Origin of the sequence: Streptomyces sp. NPDC006140, assembly GCF_040628815.1 — a bacterium.
GTDB lineage: Bacteria > Actinomycetota > Actinomycetes > Streptomycetales > Streptomycetaceae > Streptomyces.
The window spans coordinates 262246-282247 of sequence record NZ_JBEXTS010000005.1 but is presented as its reverse complement, the minus strand read 5'-3'; the positions used below and the strand labels follow the sequence as shown (position 1 = coordinate 282247).

At 72.7% G+C, this 20002-nt stretch carries 17 protein-coding genes and 1 pseudogene; 16 read left to right on the top strand and 2 right to left on the bottom strand.

What is annotated here, in order from left to right:
• Window positions 1-27 precede the first annotated feature (27 nt).
• From clpB to ABZ386_RS16875, 3 genes are all read left to right on the top strand, one after another.
• Window positions 28-2625, top strand: a complete 2598-nt coding sequence (gene clpB / locus ABZ386_RS16885) for an ATP-dependent chaperone ClpB (protein WP_351339403.1) — start codon at window positions 28-30, stop codon at window positions 2623-2625.
• 273 nt (window positions 2626-2898) lie between these two features.
• Window positions 2899-3426 (top strand): YbjN domain-containing protein, encoded by a 528-nt coding sequence (locus tag ABZ386_RS16880; protein WP_114254409.1) that lies wholly within the window; start codon window positions 2899-2901, stop codon window positions 3424-3426.
• Between the two features lie 154 nt (window positions 3427-3580).
• Complete coding sequence (locus ABZ386_RS16875) at window positions 3581-4789, top strand: NlpC/P60 family protein (RefSeq protein WP_358964980.1); 1209 nt, start codon at window positions 3581-3583, stop codon at window positions 4787-4789.
• Window positions 4790-4834: 45 nt separating this feature from the next.
• On the opposite strand, the pseudogene ABZ386_RS16870 reads toward ABZ386_RS16875, so the two are convergent.
• Window positions 4835-5275, bottom strand: a pseudogene (locus ABZ386_RS16870) (ATP-binding protein); the annotation flags it as partial.
• 176 nt (window positions 5276-5451) lie between these two features.
• Between ABZ386_RS16870 and ABZ386_RS16865 the strand changes: the two are divergent.
• Window positions 5452-6366: a helix-turn-helix transcriptional regulator gene (locus tag ABZ386_RS16865; protein WP_351339911.1), complete on the top strand. Its 915-nt coding sequence runs from the start codon at window positions 5452-5454 to the stop codon at window positions 6364-6366.
• Window positions 6323-6460, top strand: coding sequence for a DUF397 domain-containing protein (locus tag ABZ386_RS16860; RefSeq protein WP_358964979.1), 138 nt, complete (start codon window positions 6323-6325; stop codon window positions 6458-6460). The genes ABZ386_RS16865 and ABZ386_RS16860 overlap by 44 nt, the downstream gene beginning before the upstream one ends.
• Here ABZ386_RS16860 and ABZ386_RS16855 read toward each other — a convergent pair.
• Complete coding sequence (locus ABZ386_RS16855; protein WP_358964978.1) at window positions 6457-7650, bottom strand: pyridoxal phosphate-dependent aminotransferase; 1194 nt, start codon at window positions 7648-7650, stop codon at window positions 6457-6459. The genes ABZ386_RS16860 and ABZ386_RS16855 overlap by 4 nt on opposite strands.
• Before the next feature lie 1114 nt (window positions 7651-8764).
• On the opposite strand from ABZ386_RS16855, the gene ABZ386_RS16850 reads away from it, so the two are divergent.
• The 11 genes from ABZ386_RS16850 (at window position 8765) to ABZ386_RS16800 (ending at window position 19991) form a co-directional block, all read left to right on the top strand.
• Window positions 8765-9292, top strand: coding sequence for a DUF2617 family protein (locus ABZ386_RS16850; RefSeq protein WP_351339414.1), 528 nt, complete (start codon window positions 8765-8767; stop codon window positions 9290-9292).
• Between the two features lie 120 nt (window positions 9293-9412).
• On the top strand, window positions 9413-11068 hold the full coding sequence (locus ABZ386_RS16845) for a polyamine aminopropyltransferase (RefSeq protein WP_358964977.1): 1656 nt from the start codon (window positions 9413-9415) through the stop codon (window positions 11066-11068).
• Between the two features lie 135 nt (window positions 11069-11203).
• Complete coding sequence (locus tag ABZ386_RS16840; RefSeq protein ID WP_355723275.1) at window positions 11204-12013, top strand: SRPBCC domain-containing protein; 810 nt, start codon at window positions 11204-11206, stop codon at window positions 12011-12013.
• Window positions 12014-12125: 112 nt separating this feature from the next.
• Window positions 12126-12914, top strand: coding sequence for an aldose 1-epimerase (locus tag ABZ386_RS16835; RefSeq protein ID WP_358964976.1), 789 nt, complete (start codon window positions 12126-12128; stop codon window positions 12912-12914).
• Between the two features lie 10 nt (window positions 12915-12924).
• The gene (pyrE, locus tag ABZ386_RS16830; RefSeq protein WP_351339425.1) at window positions 12925-13473 is read left to right on the top strand and encodes an orotate phosphoribosyltransferase; all 549 of its coding nucleotides are present in this window, start codon (window positions 12925-12927) and stop codon (window positions 13471-13473) included.
• A gap of 148 nt (window positions 13474-13621) precedes the next feature.
• Window positions 13622-14644 (top strand): class II fructose-bisphosphate aldolase, encoded by a 1023-nt coding sequence (gene fbaA / locus ABZ386_RS16825; protein WP_351339427.1) that lies wholly within the window; start codon window positions 13622-13624, stop codon window positions 14642-14644.
• A 67-nt stretch (window positions 14645-14711) separates the two neighbouring features.
• Window positions 14712-16178, top strand: coding sequence for an MFS transporter (locus tag ABZ386_RS16820; RefSeq protein ID WP_358964975.1), 1467 nt, complete (start codon window positions 14712-14714; stop codon window positions 16176-16178).
• A gap of 183 nt (window positions 16179-16361) precedes the next feature.
• On the top strand, window positions 16362-16775 hold the full coding sequence (locus ABZ386_RS16815) for a DUF3151 domain-containing protein (protein ID WP_114254436.1): 414 nt from the start codon (window positions 16362-16364) through the stop codon (window positions 16773-16775).
• Window positions 16776-16929: 154 nt separating this feature from the next.
• Window positions 16930-17760: a tryptophan 2,3-dioxygenase family protein gene (locus tag ABZ386_RS16810; RefSeq protein WP_351339433.1), complete on the top strand. Its 831-nt coding sequence runs from the start codon at window positions 16930-16932 to the stop codon at window positions 17758-17760.
• Entirely contained in the window at window positions 17753-18937 is a 1185-nt protein-coding gene (kynU, locus tag ABZ386_RS16805) for a kynureninase (RefSeq protein WP_358964974.1), read from the top strand. Before ABZ386_RS16810 ends, kynU begins: the two co-directional genes overlap by 8 nt.
• Window positions 18938-19124: 187 nt before the next feature.
• Window positions 19125-19991 (top strand): alpha/beta hydrolase, encoded by an 867-nt coding sequence (locus tag ABZ386_RS16800; protein WP_355723291.1) that lies wholly within the window; start codon window positions 19125-19127, stop codon window positions 19989-19991.
• Window positions 19992-20002: the final 11 nt, after the last annotated feature.

The window sequence follows — 20002 nt, the reverse complement described above, 5'->3', positions numbered from 1 at the left end:
GGTCAGTGCAAGGAGGAGAACGCGAACGTGGACGCCGAGCTGACCAACCGGAGCCGGGACGCGATCAACGCGGCCAGCAACCGCGCCGTGACCGAGGGGCACCCCGACCTCACCCCCGCCCACCTGCTCCTCGCGCTGCTCCAGGGGCAGGACAACGAGAACATCACCGACCTGCTCGCCGCGGTCGACGCCGACCAGGCCGCCGTGCGCTCCGGCGCCGAGCGCGTGCTCGCCGGGCTGCCCAGCGTCACCGGGTCGACCGTCGCGCCGCCCCAGCCCAACCGCGAGATGCTCGCCGTCGTCGCCGACGCGCAGGCCCGCGCCAAGGAGCTGGGCGACGAGTACCTCTCCACGGAGCACCTGCTCATCGGCATCGCCGCGAAGGGCGGCGCGGCCGGCGAGGTGCTGTCCCAGCAGGGCGCCGACGCCAAGAAGCTCCAGGCCGCCTTCCAGAAGACCCGGGGCCAGCGCCGGGTGACGACGGCCGACCCCGAGGGGCAGTACAAGGCCCTGGAGAAGTTCGGGACGGACTTCACCGCCGCCGCGCGCGAAGGCAGGCTCGACCCGGTCATCGGCCGGGACCAGGAGATCCGGCGCGTGGTGCAGGTGCTGTCGCGGCGCACCAAGAACAACCCCGTGCTGATCGGTGAGCCCGGCGTCGGCAAGACCGCCGTCGTGGAGGGGCTCGCCCAGCGGATCGTCAAGGGTGACGTGCCCGAGTCCCTCAAGGACAAGCGGCTCGTCGCGCTCGACCTGGGCGCGATGGTCGCGGGCGCCAAGTACCGCGGCGAGTTCGAGGAGCGGCTGAAGACCGTCCTGGCCGAGATCAAGGACTCCGACGGGCAGATCATCACCTTCATCGACGAGCTGCACACCGTCGTCGGAGCCGGGGCCGGCGGCGACTCCGCCATGGACGCGGGCAACATGCTCAAGCCCATGCTCGCCCGCGGCGAACTGCGCATGGTCGGCGCCACCACCCTCGACGAGTACCGCGAGCGGATCGAGAAGGACCCGGCGCTGGAGCGCCGCTTCCAGCAGGTGCTGGTCGCCGAGCCGACCGTCGAGGACTCCATCGCGATCCTGCGCGGACTCAAGGGCCGGTACGAGGCCCACCACAAGGTCCAGATCGCCGACAGCGCGCTCGTCGCCGCCGCGTCGCTCTCCGACCGGTACATCACCTCCCGCTTCCTCCCCGACAAGGCCATCGACCTCGTCGACGAGGCCGCCTCCCGCCTCCGCATGGAGATCGACTCCTCGCCCGTCGAGATCGACGAACTCCAGCGCGCCGTCGACCGGCTGAAGATGGAGGAGCTGGCGATCGGCAAGGAGACCGACGCGGCCTCCCGCGAGCGCCTGGAGAAGCTGCGCCGCGACCTCGCCGACAAGGAGGAGGAGCTGCGCGGCCTCACCGCCCGCTGGGAGAAGGAGAAGCAGTCCCTCAACCGCGTCGGTGAGCTGAAGGAACGCCTCGACGAACTGCGCGGGCAGGCCGAACGCGCCCAGCGCGACGGCGACTTCGACACCGCCTCCAAGCTGCTCTACGGCGAGATCCCCGCCCTGGAGAAGGAGCTGGAGGCCGCCTCCGAGGCCGAGGAGGAGGTCACCAAGGACACCATGGTCAAGGAGGAGGTCGGCGCCGACGACATCGCCGACGTCGTCGCCTCCTGGACCGGCATCCCCGCCGGGCGCCTGATGGAGGGCGAGACGCAGAAGCTGCTGCGCATGGAGGACGAGATCGGCAAGCGGCTCATCGGCCAGACCGAAGCGGTGCGCGCGGTGTCGGACGCCGTACGCCGTTCCCGCGCCGGCATCGCCGACCCCGACCGCCCCACCGGCTCCTTCCTCTTCCTCGGCCCGACCGGCGTCGGCAAGACCGAACTGGCCAAGGCGCTCGCCGACTTCCTCTTCGACGACGAGCGGGCGATGGTCCGCATCGACATGTCGGAGTACAGCGAGAAGCACAGCGTGGCCCGGCTGGTCGGCGCCCCGCCCGGTTACGTCGGCTACGAGGAGGGCGGCCAGCTCACGGAGGCCGTGCGCAGGCGGCCGTACTCGGTCGTGTTGCTGGACGAGGTCGAGAAGGCCCACCCCGAGGTCTTCGACATCCTGCTCCAGGTGCTGGACGACGGCCGGCTGACGGACGGCCAGGGCCGCACGGTCGACTTCCGCAACACGATCCTCGTCCTGACGTCGAACCTGGGCAGCCAGTTCCTCGTCGACCCGCTCACCAGCGAGGAGGAGAAGAAGGAACAGGTCCTGGAGGTCGTCCGGACCTCCTTCAAGCCGGAGTTCCTCAACCGCCTGGACGACCTCGTCGTCTTCGCCGCGCTGACCAAGCCAGAGCTGGAGCGCATCGCCAAGCTCCAGATCGACCGCCTGGCCAAGCGGCTCGCCGAGCGGCGCCTCGCCCTCGACATCACGCCGGAGGCCCTGGCCTGGCTCGCCGAGGAGGGCATGGACCCGGCCTACGGGGCCCGGCCGCTGCGGCGGCTCGTCCAGACGGCCATCGGCGACCGCCTCGCCAAGGAGATCCTCTCCGGGGAGATCAAGGACGGCGACACGGTCCGGGTGGACCGCTTCGAGGACGGGCTCCTGGTGGGCCCCGCCACGGGCAAGACGCTGTAGTCGGCCCGGGCCCCGGGGGTCACATCGTGAACGCCGAGAAGCGCACCCGCGCGGTCTCGGCGTTCTCGTACTCCACCCGCACCTGGCTTTCGGGGCAGGGGAGCGTGGCGGCTGCGCCCTTGGGGGAACCCGGTTACCAGGCCACTGTCCGGCAGTCGGACGTTGCGGTTGACCGGATCGTGTCAGCCGAGGGCTGACAGGGCCTGTCGGGGCTTGCCACCCCCCTCCCCGCATGGGGGAGGATGGCGGAATCCGTACGAAGGGAAATTCACGGTGACCATCGACCCGTCCTCGATTCCGAACTTCGGGGGCCAGCCCGAGCCGCAGCCGCAAGGACCGGCGGGCCCCGTCGTCCCGGATCAGGACCTCGTGAAGCAGCTCCTCGACCAGATGGAGCTCAAGTACGTCGTCGACGACGAGGGAGACCTCGCGGCGCCGTGGGAGCAGTTCCGCACCTACTTCATGTTCCGGGGAGAGGGAGACCAGCAGGTCTTCTCCGTGCGGACGTTCTACGACCGGCCCCACGAGATCGAGGCCAAGCCGCAGATCCTGGAGTCCATCGACGACTGGAACCGCCGCACCCTGTGGCCCAAGGTCTACAGCCACACCCACGACGACGGCACGGTCCGCCTGATCGGCGAGGCCCAGATGCTGATCGGCATGGGCGTGAGCCTGGAGCACTTCGTCTCCTCGACGGTCAGCTGGGTGCGCGCCGCGATCGAGTTCGACAAGTGGCTCATCGAACAGCTCGGTCTCGAAGAGGAGATCAACGAGGCGGAGAAGCCCGAGGACGACGAGTAGGGCCCCGGGCGGGCCCCCACGGCGCGTCGGCGCGTACGAGCAGGTACGTGCTGTACGCGCCGTTTGCCTTTTCGCTCGCAGCGACTTCGATCTTCACTTAAGGTTCACAAGTTTGCTAAGTTGCTCATCATGTGCACGAAGAAGGTCGACTCCGTTGGCGCATGAGAGCGAGGGGCCGAGCCCCGACGAGGTCCGGCGGTACATCAACAGCCTCTACGACCGGGCCGAGAGCGACACGGGCCGCTTCAACCCGACCCGCGCCGCTTCGATCCCACGTCAGCGCAGCGCGGCTCCCCGCGGCCGGTCCCAGGAGGACTCGGAGCCCGCGGTCGAGACCTTCGCCCGGAAGTGGTTCGGTGCCGCCCGCGCGAAGCTGGGCCCGACCGTGCCCGCGACGCTGCCGGAGCGGAGGTCGCCGGTCCGTTCCGACCGCGCACCCGAGCCGGCACGACCCGTGCGCCCCGTGGAACGTCCCGCGGCACCCCTCGCCCTCGAAGCGCCCAAGGCACCTGCCGGTGTCGTGCGGGAGCTGACCGGCGGAACGGCTCCGGTGCCGACCACCGGAACCCTCCCGGAGATCCCCGCCCAGCGTGCCGCACCGGCCCTGCCCGGCGGGTCCCGCCCGGACGAGAGCGTCCCGCGTGAAGGGGCGCCTCCGCTCCTCGGCGCCGAGGTGGCGGCGTGGCCCCTGCCCGAACCCGAATCCGCACCGGCCCTCGCCCCGGAGTCCAGCCCCCTGTCCGGCCTGCAGGCCACCGTGATGCTGCCCGCCGTCCCCGCCCCCACCGCGGGTGGCCTCCAGGCGGATCTTCAGGCATACGGCACCGCTCTGCCGGACGTCCCTGAGTCTGCGTCTGCGTCTGCGCCTGCCCTGGTGGCTCCTGTCCCGGCGGCTCTTGCGCCGGTAGTGCCCGCCGAGCCGGTCGCCGCACCCGCCCCCTCCACCACCGCCTTCACGCCTGGCGCCAACGGTGGATCATGGCTGTCGCCGGACACCGGCCGCAGCACCAGGGCCGAGCGGGTGGTCGCCTTCGCCCGGGCGCAGATCGGCCGGCCCTGCGTATGGGGGGCGGTCGGGCCGGGATCGTACGACGCGCCCGGTCTCGCCCAGGCCGCGTGGAAGGCGGCCGGTGTCACGCTCCCCCGGACCACCCAGGCCCAGTGGGAAGCGGGGCTGCGGGTTCCGCTCGCCGACGTCCAGGTCGGAGACCTGGTGTTCTTCCACGACGACCTCGGTCACGTCGGCATCTGGAGCGGCGACGGCATGATGATCCACGCCCCGGGGCCCGGAGCGCTCATCCGTGAGGAGTCGGTGTTCTTCGCCGGAGAGACGACGATCAAGGGAGCGGTCCGCCCGGCGTGACGGATTCTCGGGCCGGTTCCGCGGCGGCAGGGCCGTGATAGCCCCGAGGTCCAGTTCCGCCCACACCGTCTTGCCCACCGGGTGCCGGGGTGCCGACCCCCAGCGCACGGCCAGGGTGTCCACCAGGACCAGCCCCCGGCCGGACTCACCGTCGGGATACGACGAGGGCGCGGCCGTGGGCAGCCGCTTCGCGGAGGCGGCGTCCGCGACCTCGACGCGCAGCAGGCCGGCGGCGCGGTCGAGGTCGAGCCGGAGGCCGAAATCCCGGCCCGGGATCCGGCCGTGCTGCACGGCGTTCGCCGCGAGTTCGCCGACGACGAGCGCGACCGCGCAGGAGGCGTCCGACGCCGGTGCGTAGCCCCGTTCCTCCAGCCACCGGACGGCCTGCCGCCGGGCGAGCCGCGCACCACGCGGGGAGGAGGGGAACTGCAGGGTGAGCGACTGGAGTTCATGCTCGTCTCCCGGGGCGGTGGTTTCTGTCAGCACGGCGCGTTCGTCCCTTTCCTGCCAGTCGAGGCGCTTCACCGCGCACACGAGTCATCACGTTCCGTGCTCAAGAGTCGTCTGATCGCCCTACGCTCGACAGGTGACACAGGCTTACTTTTCAGTCCGTAAGGAACGGAAGTGACGCTTTGGCCAACGGAATTGACCCCAGTGCGTCGATGGCCGCCCTGTTCGGCGCGCGGGTGCGCAGGCTCCGCACGGCGGCGGGGCTGACCCAGGCCGAGCTGGGCGACCTGACGCACGTGGTGAGCACGCGGATCACGCAGATCGAGCGGGCGTCCGGAGCGAAGCCGACGCTGGAACTGGCCCGAGCGCTGGACGCGGCCCTCGGCGCGGACGACCTGCTGGTGGAGCTGTGGCCGTACGTGTACCGGGAGGCGTTTCCGGACTGGTCGCGGAGGTTCATGGAGTACGCGGAGCGGGCGGTGGTCCTACGGCAGTACGCGGCCCATGTCGTGCCGGGCCTGTTGCAGACCGAGGACTACGCGCGTGCGGTACTGAGCCTGGACGCCCTGCTGGACAGCGAGGAGCAGTTGGAGGAGCGCGTCACCGCCCGTATGGGACGGCAGGAGCGGCTGAGTTCGCCCGACCGGCCCGAGCTGTGGGTGGTCCTGGACGAGGCGGTACTGAGGCGTCCGATCGGCGGCCATGCCGTGATGCGGAAGCAGTTGGCGAGCCTGCTCGACGCGGCGGCGGAGCGGCGCACCACCGTGCAGGTGCTGCCGTTCGACCAAGGCGGGCACGAGGCGATGGGCGGCTCACTGACCATCCTGGCCCTGCCGGACGGCTCGGAGATGGCCTACACCGAGGGCGCGGACTACGGCCAACTCAGCGAAGAACCGGCCCATGTCAGTCGCTACAAGGTGATTTACGATCGGCTCCGGGCGGCAGCCCTGCCCCCGCTCATGTCACTCGACATGATCCGGTCAGCGATGGAGGGCAACTACCGTGGCGCGAATCTCCCGTCCCGAACTGAACGGCGCCGCCTGGCGCAAGAGCAGCTACAGCAATCAGGCCGGGGGCGACTGCGTGGAGGTGGCCGACGGGTTCCGGGCCGTCGTCCCGGTCCGTGACAGCAAGGCCCCGCAGGGCCCGGCGCTGTGCTTCGAAGCCGCCGCCTGGGCCGCGTTCATAGACGAGTTGAAGGCGGAACGCCACCGCCCCTAGAACGCCGCCCCGAGGCGCTTCGCGGCCTCCTGGAGGACTTCCGTGCGCTTGCAGAACGCGAAACGGACGAACGGGGCGCCCTCCTCGCGATGGTCGTAGAAGACCGCGTTGGGGATGGCGACCACGCCGGCGCGTTCCGGCAGGGCGCGGCAGAAGGCGATGCCGTCCGTTTCGCCGAGGGGGCGGATGTCGGTGGTGATGAAGTACGTGCCCGAGGGGCGGAAGACCCGGAAGCCCGCCTCCTCCAGGCCCGCCGACAGCAGGTTCCGCTTGGCCAGCATGTCGTCGCGGAAGTCCGTGAAGTACGCGTCGGGGAGTGACAGTGCCTCGGCGACCGCGTACTGGAACGGGCCCGCGGAGACGTACGTCAGGTACTGCTTGGCCGAGCGGACCGCTGTGACCAGCTCCGGGGACGCCGTCACCCAGCCGACCTTCCAGCCGGTGAACGAGTACGTCTTGCCGGCCGAGCCGATCGTCACCGTGCGCTCCCGCATCCCGGGGAACGTCGCCAGCGGCACGTGCTCGGCGTCGTCGAAGACCAGGTGCTCGTACACCTCGTCCGTCACCACGAGCAGGTCGCGCTCCACCGCCAGCTCGGCGATCGCGGTCAGCTCCTCGCGGGTGAGGACCGTGCCGGTGGGGTTGTGCGGGGTGTTGATCAACAGCAGGCGGGTGCGGTCGGTGACCGCGTCGCGCAGCTCGTCGAGGTCGAGGCGGAAGCGGCCCTCGCCCTCGTCCGCCCGCAGGGTCACCGGCACCCGGCGTCCACCCGCCATCGCGATGCACGCCGCGTACGAGTCGTAGTACGGCTCGAAGGCGATCACCTCGTCGCCGGGCTCCAGCAGGGCCAGCAGCGCGGCGGCGATCGCCTCCGTCGCCCCGGCGGTGACCAGGACCTCTGTGTGGGGGTCGAAGGACAGGCCGTAGCGGCGCTGCTGGTGGGCGGCGACCGCGGTGCGCAGTTCGGGGATGCCGGGACCCGGCGGGTACTGGTTGCCGAGGCCGTCCCGCAGCGCCCGCACGGCCGCCTCCCTGACCTCCTCGGGGCCGTCGGTGTCGGGGAAGCCCTGCCCGAGGTTGATGGCGCCGGTGCTCAGCGCCAGGGCCGACATCTCGGCGAAGATCGTCGTCCCGAACTCGGCGAGCCGGCGGTTGAGGAGAGGGCGCGCACTGGAGGTCATGCCGGCCATCCTGCGCCGAAGCTCTGGAGTTCCTCAACTCTGCTTTGGCTCGCATGGCGGGTGGGCATCTCCCGGTCACGCAAGTGCGAGGCGCCCACGGGGGGCCGCTTCGGGGGAAACGGAAGGAGGGTGACGCCATGGTCGTCGGCATCATCCTGGCGGTGATCGGAGTCGTTCTGGTCGGGGCGCTCGTGTCCAGGGCTCGCGGGGGCGGTTCCCGGAGGACGACGCGTCGCGGGGCGTGGGCGGGCACCGGCTCCGGCCGCCACGACAGCAGCGGCAGCTGGTGGGCCGGCGGGGGAGACTCCGGCTCGTCCGGCGGGCACTCCTGCGGCGGCGGCTCGTCCTGTGGAGGCAGCTCGTCCTGCGGCGGCGGGGGTGGCGGGGGCGGATGCGGCGGCGGAGGCAGCTGACCGAGACCGCTGACCGAGACCGTCGGCTGACGTAGCTGGCCGAGACCGCCGGCTGACGTAGCTGGCCGACATCGCCGGCTGACGCAACTGACCGACACAGCCGGCTGACCTAACCGATCGACGCAGCTGACTGGCACCGGTCCGCCCTCACGGCAGGGAAGCCGTATCCATCGAGCGCGGGGTTCGCACCTGGGGCGGGCCCCGCGTTGTTGTGTTGGGGCCCGCCCGGGTTCTCGACCGGGGGATGGGTCGAATCTCTGTCCGGCAGCTCCACTTGTATTCGGGCAAGTTCTCCTGTCTGTAGGACAACTACGCCCAAGGGGTGGCGCGTCCGAGGGTGACTCCGGCAACTGCGGGGGTCACAAGGCCACTTCGGTGGTCAGGCGGAATGCCGGGCGGGCCGTCCCTCCCGGCTCCGGGAGCGCGCCACGGCGCACCGGCGCACGCCTCCCCGGCACCGGCGCACGCCGTGGTTGAACAGTTGAGCAGTGGAGCCCTCTGAGGGATGGAAACCCTACGAACTTGGGTAAAAACGCTGTGGCGGCGCCGCCGTTCATGATTCCCTCTCAGTCACCAACGCAGCCTCTCGGACGTCCCGCGGACACTCTCTGAAACCGGCCGACCGGTCTGACCCGGGCCGACACCCCCCGGTGCGACCGGGGGCGCGGCGGACCCATCTCCCTCTCCTTGTGTGCTTGCGGAGCCGATCCATGCTCACGACCCTGAACACCTCCTACAGCGACACGCGCGCGTCCGACCTCGCCTGGGCCCTGGGACGCGAGCCGCTTCCCGCGCTGGCCACGCTCGACCTCGAACTGGCGGGCAGCAGACTGCAGTTGCGACTCCTCGGCGCGTCCCACCAGGTGCTGCTGGAGGAGGAGCGGGGCGTCTGCTCGGAGACGGTGGCGTGCATCCCGGGCAGCAGTACCCCGCTGCCGCTCGGCGTCGCCAAGCGGGTCGGCGACTGGGAGTACGAGTTCGCGGCCCGGGTCGAGGTCCTCTCGCCCGGCTCCTTCGCGGGCCGTGCCCAGGAGTTGCTCGCCCTCGTCTCCGACCACCCGCACGGCCTCGCCGGCGTCTTCCCCGGCAGCCCGCACGCCTTCACGGCCCTGCTCGCCCAGCACCACGAAGGGCAGGTGCACTGGCGGACCTGGCACGCGTACCCGCAGGACGGCCAGTTGGTGGCGACCCGTACGAGAGTGGGCGTCCGGGTGCCGACGGCGGTCACCGCGCCCTGAACGGGGAATCGCCGGTGGCCGGTCGCCGAACCCCTTCTCGTACCGATATCCGTCCTCTGTAAACCAGCACCACACGTGTGGGTGACGGACCGCAGCGGAGGAGTGACGTAACGTCGCAGGGTGATCGAGCCGCACGTGCCCGCCCCGCCCGGTTCCCCACCGCCCTGGAGCGCCCCGGACGGCCCCGGCGGCCCGGCGCGGCTGCCCGTCCGGCCCGGCACCGGACGGTTCCTGGTCCTCGCGGGCGTGTTCGTCTGCGCGGCCTGCGGACTCGTGTACGAACTGGAACTCGTCGCGCTCGCCTCGTACTTGATGGGCGACTCGGTCACCCAGGCGTCCGTCGTGCTCTCCGTCATGGTCTTCGCCATGGGCATCGGCTCCCTCGCCGCGAAACGGCTGCGCGGGCTCGCCGCGGCCGGCTTCGGCGCGGTCGAGGCCACCCTCGCCCTCGTCGGCGGGTGCAGCGCGCTGGCCCTGTACGCCGTCTTCGCCTGGACCGGCGACTGGGGCGGGGTGTGGGCCAGCGGACCGCGCTGCCTGCTCGTCGCGTTCTCCCTCGCCACCGGGCTGCTCATCGGCGCCGAGATCCCGCTGCTGATGGAGCTGATCCAGCGCATCCGCCGCGAGGACGCGGGCGGCGCGGTGGCCGACCTGTTCGCCGCGGACTACGTCGGCGCCCTCGTCGGCGGCCTCGCCTTTCCCTTCCTGCTGCTGCCGTTCCTCGGCCAGGTGACCGGCGCGCTGCTCACCGGCGCCGTCAACGCGGTCGTCGGCGGCGCGCTGGTGCTCGGGCTGTTCCGCCGGGACCTGAGCCGGCGCGCGCGGTGGCTGCTGCTGCTCGGCAACGCGCTCGTGCTGGCGATCCTCGCCTCGGCCGCCGTCCTCGTCGACGACTTCGAACGGGCCGCCCGGCACGCCGTGTACGGAGAGGACGTACGGGTGGCGCTCCAGTCGGGCGTGCAGGAAGTCGTCCTCACCGGCGGTACTCCCGGCCGGCCCCTCGACCTGTTCCTCGACGGCCGGCTGCGGGTCAGCGGGCGCGACGAACTGCGCTACCACGAGGCCCTCGTCCACCCCGCGATGAACGGGCCGCACGCGCGCGTGCTCATCCTCGGCGGCGGCGACGGCCTCGCGGCCCGCGAGGTGCTGCGCCACCCCGGAGTGGACCGGGTCGACGTCGTCGAACTCGACGCGGAGGTGGTCCGGCTGGCCCGCACCGACCCGGCCCTGTCCGCGCTGAACCAGCACGCCTTCGGCGACCCCCGCGCACACGTGACGACCGGCGACGCCTTCGGCTGGCTGCGCTCGGCGCCCCCGGCGGCGTACGACGTGGTCGTCTCGGACCTGCCGGACCCGGGCATCACGGCGAGCACGAAGCTGTACTCGCAGGAGTTCTACGGCCTCGCGCGGCGCGTGCTGGCCCCCGGCGGCCGGCTCGTCGTGCACGCCGGGCCGGTCGCGGCCAGCCCCCGCGTGTACTGGACGGTGGAGGCGACGGTGCGCGCGGCCGGCTTCCGCACCGCCCCGTACTGCACGGGCGGGCGGCACGCCGGTTTCGCCGTCGGCCCCGACCGCACGCCCGCCGACCGCTCCGACGCGCCCCGGGACTGGGGCTTCGTCCTGGCCGCCCGCACCGAGCCGCGGGCGCGCCTCGACCCGGACGGCCCGCGCCCCCGCGTCCTCACGGACGCGTCCCTCGCGGCGGGCGCGCGGGCGGCGCGGGAGACGCGGATCGCGGGGCTGCCGGCGTCGACGCTGGTGCATCCGCGGTACTGAGCGGCAGGGCGGCAGGGCAGCAGGAAGCGGGCGCCGGACCGGCGGGCCGGGAGGATACGCCTGGTGGGGGTGGATCGGGGGCGAATCCCTCAGGCGGGGGTGCGTTTCGGGCTGTGCTGGGTAGAGTCCGTCGACATGGAGCACGAGGTGTTCGTTCCGGTTCCGGCCGAGCGGCTCAGGGAGGTGCTGGACGACCCCGCGCGGGTCGCCCGGGCGGTCCCCGGGCTCCAGCAGGACGCCGGCGCCGAGCCCGTCGCCGGGCGGCTGAAGCTCCGGGTCGGCAGCCACTCCGTCACCTACCGGGGAGCGCTGCGGCTGTCCCGGCGGGACGACGGGGCGTACGCCGTCGAGGGCGAGGCGGAGGAGTCGCGCGGCAGCGGCTCGGTCACGCTCGCGGTGCGGATCGCCCTGCGGGAGGCGGACGACGGCTGCACCGTGGTGTTCGACGGGACGGCCTCGGCGAAGGGGCGGATCACCGACCTCCCGCCGGACGCGGTGGAGGGTGCCGTCACCCGGCTGCTGAACCGTTTCGCGGAGCACCTCGCCGCGGCCGCCCCGGACCCGACCGCGCCCCTCGCCACCCAGGACTTCGAGCCCCGGGCCACGACGGACTACGAGACCACCCCGGACGCCGACGACGCGCCCCCGCCCCCGGCGCGGACAGAGGGCGGCTCGACGGAGGCTTCCGCCGAGGAACCCCCGGGCCCCGCCGACGAGGACGACGAGGACGCCCCGGGTGTCGCCGAGGCGGCGCACGCGCGGCGGACGATGATCGGGCGCAGTGCCGAGGAGGTGGACCACGCCCCGCCGCGCGGCCGGTACGCCCCCGTCCCCGCACCCCAGACGGTGTCACCGCCCACCCCGCTGCGCTGGGCCGCCCCCGCCGCGGCCCTGGCCGTGGCATCGGCCATCGTGGCGGTCCGCGCCCTGCGCAGACGTCGCTGAGGCGCAGACATCGCCGAGGCGCAGGCATCGCTGAGGCGCAGACGCCGCTGAGACGCCCCGCCCCGTTCCGGAACCCGTGAGGCCCTCTTGATCACCGCAGTAGGGTCGTCCCGTGAGTGACGAAGAGATCACGCTGACCGCGGGCGACGCGGAGGCGACCGTGCAGCCGGGCAACGGCGGCCGGGTCGGAGGGCTGCGGATCGGCGGCGTCGACCTGCTGCGGCAGGGCGAGCGGTTCGGCTGCTTCCCGATGGTGCCGTGGTGCGGGCGGGTCCGGGACGGGCGCTTCCTGGACGGCGGCGTCGTACGGCAGCTGCCCCTCAACGCCCCGCCGCACGCCATCCACGGCACCGTCCGCGACCGTGCCTGGCGCACCGCCCGCACGAGCACGGCCGAGGCCGTCCTCACCTGCGAGCTGACCGACCCCTGGCCCCACCCGGGCCGCGTCACCCAGGTCGTCGCCCTCACCGAGGACGCGCTGACGCTGACCATGTCCGTCGAGACGTACGAGTCGTCCTTCCCGGCGCAGATCGGCTGGCACCCCTGGTTCAACCGGAACCTCGGCGGCGAGGACGTCCGCCTCGACTTCGACCCCGCCTGGCAGGAGGAGCGCGGCGACGACCACCTGCCCACCGGCAACCGCCTCGACCCGAAGCCCGGCCCCTGGGACGACTGCTTCGGCATGCCCGGCGGCGTCGACGTGACCCTCACCTGGCCCGGGCAGCTGGAGCTGAAGGTGACCAGCCGGGAGGAGTGGGTGGTCGTCTACGACGAGCAGGCGGAGGCCGTGTGCGTGGAGCCGCAGACCGGGCCGCCCAACGGGCTCAACACCCTGCCGCGCCTGGTCACGCCCCTGGAGCCGCTGGAGGCCACCACCACCTGGAGCTGGCGCCGCCTCTAAGCTGGGCGGCATGACGGACACACGCGGCGCGCTGCTGCAGCAGATCAAGGACAAGGCCGTGGTGCACGGCAAGGTGACGCTGTCGTCGGGTCTGGAGGCCGACTACTACGTCGACCTCCGCCGCATCACCCTCGACGGCGAGGCCGCCCCGCTGGTCGGGCAGGTGCTGCTCGACCTGACCGCCGACCTGGACTTCGACGCCGTCGGCGGCCTCACCATGGGCGCCGACCCGGTCGCCGCCGCGATGCTGCACGCGGCCGCCGCGCGCGGGCAGCGCCTGGACGCGTTCGTCGTACGCAAGGCCGCCAAGGCGCACGGACTGCAGCGGCGCGTCGAGGGCCCGGACATCGCGGGCCGCCGCGTGCTGGTCGTCGAGGACACCTCCACCACCGGCGGCTCCCCGCTCACCGCCGTCGAGGCCGTGCGCGAGGCCGGGGCCGAGGTCGTCGCCGTCGCGACCATCGTCGACCGGGCGACCGGCGCCGCCGAGAAGATCCAGGAGGGCGCCGGGGTGCCGTACCTGTTCGCCTTCTCCAAGGACGAGCTGGGCCTCGACTGACCGGGACCTGACCAGGGCGTGGACGGTGGCCTGGACCTTCCGGCCAAGTCTGGAAAGATGGGGCCGACGATGACGTCGCACCCCAAGGTCTAGGTCAGGGCCGTTAGACACAGCAGTACGTCAACCCGCAGATACAAGGAGCGGACGCATGCCCATCGCAACTCCCGAGGTCTACAACGAGATGCTGGACCGGGCGAAGGCAGGGAAGTTCGCCTACCCGGCCATCAACGTGACCTCCACCCAGACCCTGCACGCGGCCCTGCGCGGTTTCGCTGAGGCGGAGAGCGACGGCATCGTCCAGATCTCCACGGGTGGCGCCGAGTTCCTGGGCGGCCAGTACAACAAGGACATGGTGACCGGCGCGGTCGCCCTGGCCGAGTTCGCGCACATCGTCGCCGAGAAGTACCCGGTGAACATCGCGCTGCACACCGACCACTGCCCGAAGGACAAGCTCGACGGGTACGTACGTCCGCTGCTGGCCCTGTCCAAGAAGCGCGTCGACGCCGGTCTCTCCCCGCTGTTCCAGTCCCACATGTGGGACGGCTCCGCCGAGACCCTCGCCGACAACCTCTCCATCGCGCAGGAGCTGCTGGAGCAGGCCCGCGCCGCGAAGATCATCCTCGAGGTGGAGATCACCCCCACCGGTGGCGAGGAGGACGGCGTCTCCCACGAGATCAACGACTCCCTCTACACCACGGTCGACGACGCGATCCGCACCGCCGAGGCCCTCGGCCTGGGCGAGAAGGGCCGCTACCTGCTCGCCGCCTCCTTCGGCAACGTGCACGGCGTGTACAAGCCGGGCAACGTCGTCCTCCGCCCCGAGCTGCTGAAGGAGCTGAACGAGGGCGTCGCCGCCAAGTTCGGCAAGGCCTCGCCGTTCGACTTCGTCTTCCACGGCGGCTCCGGCTCCACGGAGGAGGAGATCCGCACGGCGCTGGAGAACGGCGTCGTGAAGATGAACATCGACACGGACACCCAGTACGCCTTCACGCGCCCGGTCGCGGACCACATGTTCCGCAACTACGACGGCGTCCTGAAGGTCGACGGCGAGGTCGGCAACAAGAAGACCTACGACCCGCGCACCTGGGGCAAGCTCGCCGAGGCCTCCATGGCCGCGCGCGTCGTCGAGGCCTGCGGCAACCTGCGCTCGACCGGCACCAAGATCAAGTAAGTCCCGGTCCCCCGCGCGTCGAGCCCGGCACCTGCTCAGGTGCCGGGCTCTTCCGTATGCTCCCTGCATGCCCGATGTCCGGCTGGCATCACCTCAGGGCCGGTGGATCCTGCTCACCACCGTCCTCGGCTCCAGCATGGCGCTGCTGGACTCCACCGTCGTCAACGTCGCCCTGCCGCGCATCGGCCGCGACCTCGACGCGGACCTGGCCGCCCTGCAGTGGACGGTCAACGCGTACATGGTCACGCTGGCCGGGCTGATCCTGCTGGGCGGGGCGCTCGGGGACCGGTTCGGGCGGCGGAAGGTGTTCGTCGTCGGCGTGGTGTGGTTCGCGGTGGCCTCGCTGCTGTGCGGGATCGCGCCGGACGCCGGCGTGCTGATCGCCGCGCGGGCGTTGCAGGGAGTGGGCGGCGCGCTGCTCACGCCCGGGTCGCTGGCGCTGATCCAGGCGTCCTTCCATCCCGACGACCGGGGGCGGGCCGTGGGCCTGTGGTCCGGGTTCGGCGGGATCGGGGCGGCGGTCGGGCCGTTCGTCGGGGGCTGGCTGGTGGACGGGCCGGGCTGGCGGTGGGTGTTCCTGCTGAACGTGCCGCTGGCGCTGCTGTGCGTGCCGGTCGCGCTGCGGCACGTGCCCGAGTCCGGGGACGTCAGGGCGCACGGGCGGTTCGACGTGCTCGGGGCGGTGCTGGGGGCGGTGGCGCTCGCGCTGGTGACGTACGCGCTGATCGAGGCCGGGGCGGGCGGTGTCGTGGCGGTGGTCTCGGCGGTGGCCGGGGTGGCCGCTGCCGTCGCGTTCGTGGTCGTCGAGCGGCGGCGGGCCGAGCCGATGATGCCGCCGGACATCTTCGCGTCGCAGCAGTTCACGGCGGTCAATCTCGTGACCTTGTGCGTGTACGCGGCGCTGGGCGGGTTCTTCTTCCTCGCCGCGTTGCAGTTGCAGGTCGTCGTCGGCTACTCGGCCCTCGCGGCCGGTACGGCGCTGCTGCCCACGACCGTGCTGATGCTGCTGCTGTCCGCGCGCTCGGGGGAGCTGGCCGACCGGATCGGGCCGCGGGTGCCGCTGACGGTGGGGCCGCTGCTGTGCGCGGCGGGGATGCTGCTGATGCTGCGGGTCGGGCCGGGGGCGTCCTACCCGGCCGATGTGCTGCCGGCGCTGGTGGTGCTCGGGCTGGGGATGGTGACGCTGGTGGCGCCGCTGACGGCGACCGTGCTGGGGTCCGTGGACGTGGCGCGGGCCGGGCTGGCCAGTGGGATCAACAACGCGGCGGCGCGGGCGGCGGGGCTGGTGGCGGTGGCGGCGTTGCCGTTGCTGGCGGGGATGGGGGAGGAGGCGTATCGGACGCCGGGGGCCTTCGACGCGGCGTTCGGGCGGGCGATGGGGTGGTGTGCGGGGGTGTTGGTGGTGGGGGCGTCGGTCGCTGTCGCGGTGGTGCGGAGGCCGCCGGTCGCGTGCAAGCGGCCGGAGTGTCTTCGGCAGGGGGGTGTGGGGGCGCCGCCGCTGGAGGGGGAGCCGGTGCGGAAGCGGTTGCGGTGAGGGCGGTTGTTCCGGTGCTCGGCGTTGCTGCTGAGGCTGGGTGGGTCCGCAACCCGGCGGAGCGGGGTGCCGCTGCGCCCACCCGTGCCGCCCCAGCGGCACGATTGCCCGCAGCTAGCTGAACCGGCGGCCCGCAGCCAGGTGGCTGCCCGCCGGTGAGTGGGATGGCGCAGACTTGGGGGCATGTCCATTCACGAGAACCTCCTCGGGGGTCCGCCCCCGACTCATCTCCCCGACGACCCCGGGCCCCGGGAAATGCTCGCGTCGGGTGCTTCGCCCGTCGACGTCGCCGCAGCTCACCCCACCTCCTCGCTCGCCTGGGCGCAGCTCGCCGACGAGGCGTTCGAGCGGGGCGCGGCCGTGGAGTCGTACGCGTATGCCCGCACGGGCTACCACCGCGGTCTGGACGCGCTGCGCCGCAACGGCTGGAAGGGCCACGGCCCCGTGCCGTGGGAGCACGAGCCGAACCGCGGCTTCCTGCGTGCCCTGCACGCCCTCGCCCGTGCCGCGCAGGCGATCGGCGAGCAGGAGGAGTACGAGCGCTGCTCCCAGTTCCTGAAGGACTCCTCGCCGACGGCGGCGCAGGTCCTGGGCTGACGAACAGCCCGTGTGCGTGAGGCCCGGCCGTCCCGAGCGGGCGGGCCTTGCGGTTTCGGGGGACGATTGCGGAGTATGCCCCTGGGGACCGGGGCCCCCGTGCCGGCATCGGCAGGGGCGGACCGCTACCCGGAGTTATCTGCAGGAGACAGCGATGTCCCACGAGGCTCACGAGCCCGAGACCCCGCATCTCGATTTCCAGGGCACCACGCCGTACGAGGACTACGTCAAGGCGGACGTGCTCACCCACCTCCAGCACACCCTCTCCGACGACCCCGGAGAGATGGTCTTCCTGGTGACGACCCAGGTGATGGAGCTGTGGTTCACCGTCATCGTCCACGAGTGGGAGACGGCGGCCCGCGCGCTCAGGGGCGACGACGTGCCCACCGCCACCGCCGCGCTGAAGCGGTCCGTGCGCGAGCTGGAGGCGCTGAACGCCTCCTGGAGGCCGCTGGCCCAGCTCACGCCGGCCCAGTTCAACTCGTACCGCAGCGCCCTCGGCGAGGGCTCCGGCTTCCAGTCGGCGATGTACCGGCGCCTGGAGTTCCTGCTTGGCGAGAAGTCCGCGTCCATGCTCGTCCCGCACCGGGGCGCGCCGCGCGTGCACGCCGAGCTGGAGAAGGCCCTGCACGAGCCGAGCCTGTACGACGAGGTCGTGCGGCTGCTCGCACGGCGCGGGCACGACATCCCGGAGGCCGTGCTGCGGCGCGACGTGTCCCGGCGCTACGAGCCGTCGCCGGAGGTGGAGGCGGCCTGGGCGGCCGTGTACTCCGGTGACGAGAGCGACGAGCTCGCCCGCCTCGGCGAGGCGCTGAGCGATGTCGCCGAGCTGGTGTGGCGCTGGCGCAACGACCATCTCGTCGCCACGCGCCGCGCGATGGGCGCCAAGGCCGGCACGGGCGGTTCCGCCGGGGTGGCCTGGCTGGAGAAGCGCGCGCAGAAGAACGTCTTCCCCGAGCTGTGGACGGCGCGGTCGTATGTCTGAGCTGAGCGTGCGCGCGGAGAAGCTGGACGCCGCCGACGAACTGGGCGGCAAGCGCGGCGAGTTCGTCCTCGACGACGTCGTCTATCTCGACGGCAACTCCCTCGGCGCGCTGCCGGCCATCGTCCCCGGGCGGGTCGAGGACGTCGTCCGCCGCCAGTGGGGCGAACTGCGCATCCGGTCCTGGGAGGAGAGCGGCTGGTGGACCGCGCCCGAGCGGATCGGAGACCGGATCGCCCCGCTGGTCGGGGCCGCGTCCGGGCAGATCGTGGTCGGGGACTCCACCAGCGTCAACGTCTTCAAGGCACTGGTGGGCGCGGTGCGCATGGCCGGGGAGGGGCGCGACGAGATCGTCGTCGACGCCACGACCTTCCCGACCGACGGGTACATCGCCGAGTCCGCCGCCCGGCTGACCGGCCGCACGCTGCGGCCCGTGGCACCGGCGGATGTCCCGGCCGCGCTGGGCGACCGTACCGCCGCCGTGCTCCTCAACCACGTCGACTACCGCACCGGCCGGCTGCACGACCTGCCGGCGCTGACGGCCGCCGTGCACCGGGCCGGGGCGTACGTCGTGTGGGACCTGTGCCACAGCGCGGGCGCGCTGCCGGTCGGGCTCGACGAGCACGGGGTGGACCTGGCGGTCGGCTGCACCTACAAGTACCTGAACGGCGGGCCCGGTTCACCGGCGTACCTGTATGTGCGGCGGGAGTTGCAGGACCGGTTCGACTCGCCGCTGCCCGGCTGGAACTCCCACGCCGAGCCGTTCGGCATGCGGACCGGCTACGAGCCGGCCTCCGGTGCCCCGCGCGGCCGGGTCGGTACGCCCGACATCCTCTCCATGCTCGCCCTGGAGGCGGCCCTTCAGGTGTGGGACGGGGTGTCGGTGGCGGCCGTGCGGGCCAAGTCCCTCGCGCTGACGGACTTCTTCCTGGAGTGCGTCGCGGAGTACGTGCCCGAGGGGCGGGTCGAGTGCGTGACGCCGGTGGCACACGCGGAGCGGGGCAGCCAGATCGCGCTGCGCTGCGGTGATGCCGGTGACGTGATGAAACGGCTGATCGAGCAGGGTGTGGTCGGCGACTTCCGGGCGCCGGACGTGCTGCGCTTCGGGTTCACCCCGCTGTACGTCGGGTTCGCCGACGTGGAGCGGGCGGCCCGGGTGCTGGCCCGGACGCTGGCGTGAGCCCCGGCGGGGCCGGGAATCCGCAGCGCGGGCCCGGCCCCGCCGCACGTCGACGACCGCACCGCCCGGTCTTCACCCAGCGTGACATCCCCGTGTCCCCGCATGTCACGCGCCTGATACCGTCCCGGCCAACGGCTGAACTCTCAACTGGTACGCCCCGTACGGTTCATCGCTGGAAGGTTGGAGCATGACGGACGACGTCGCAGCAGCACGGGCCGCGGCCGAGGAGAAGTCGGTGTTCTCCCACGCGCCCGTCGACCCCGACGCCACCGCGGCCTACGGCGACCACCCCGACCAGGTGATCGACTTCTACGCCCCGCGCGGGCAGGGCGGCCCGGGCGGCCCCGCCCCGGTCGTCCTCGTACTGCACGGCGGTGCCTGGCGCGCGCCGTACGACCGGCGCCACGTCAGCCCCTTCGCGGACTTCCTCGCCCGCCGCGGGTTCGCCGTGGCCAGTGCCGAGTACCGGCGCGGTGGCGGCGACGACCCCGTGGCGGGCCGCTGGCCCGACACCTTCGACGATGTCGCCGCCGCGCTGGACGCCCTCCCGGCGCTGGTCCGGGAGCTGCTGCCGCAGGCCGACCCGCGCCGGACGGTCCTCACCGGGCACTCGGCGGGCGGGCACCTCGCGCTGTGGGGCGCGGCCCGGCACGTCCTGCCGGCGGACTCGCCCTGGCGGGCCGGCGGCCCGGCGGCCCTGCGCGGCGTCGTCGCCCTCGCCCCGATCGCGGACCTCGCGGTCGCCGACAAGCTGGACGTGTGCGGGGGTGCCGTGCGCCAACTCCTCGGCGGCGACGAGCACTTCGCCGAGCGGCAGCCGTACGCGGACCCGGCGCTGCTGCTGCCCACCGGCATCGCCACCACCCTCGTCCAGGGCCGCGCGGACCTCGTGGTGCCGCAGGCGGTCGCCGAGTCGTACGCGGACGCGGCGGCGAAGGCCGGGGAGATGGTGGGGGTGACGCTGCTGGAGGACGTCGGGCACTTCCCGCTCATCGACCCGGCGGCGGACGCCTGCGCGGTGGTGGCGGAGGAGATCGCGCAGCTGGCCTGGTGAGGTCGTTCGCG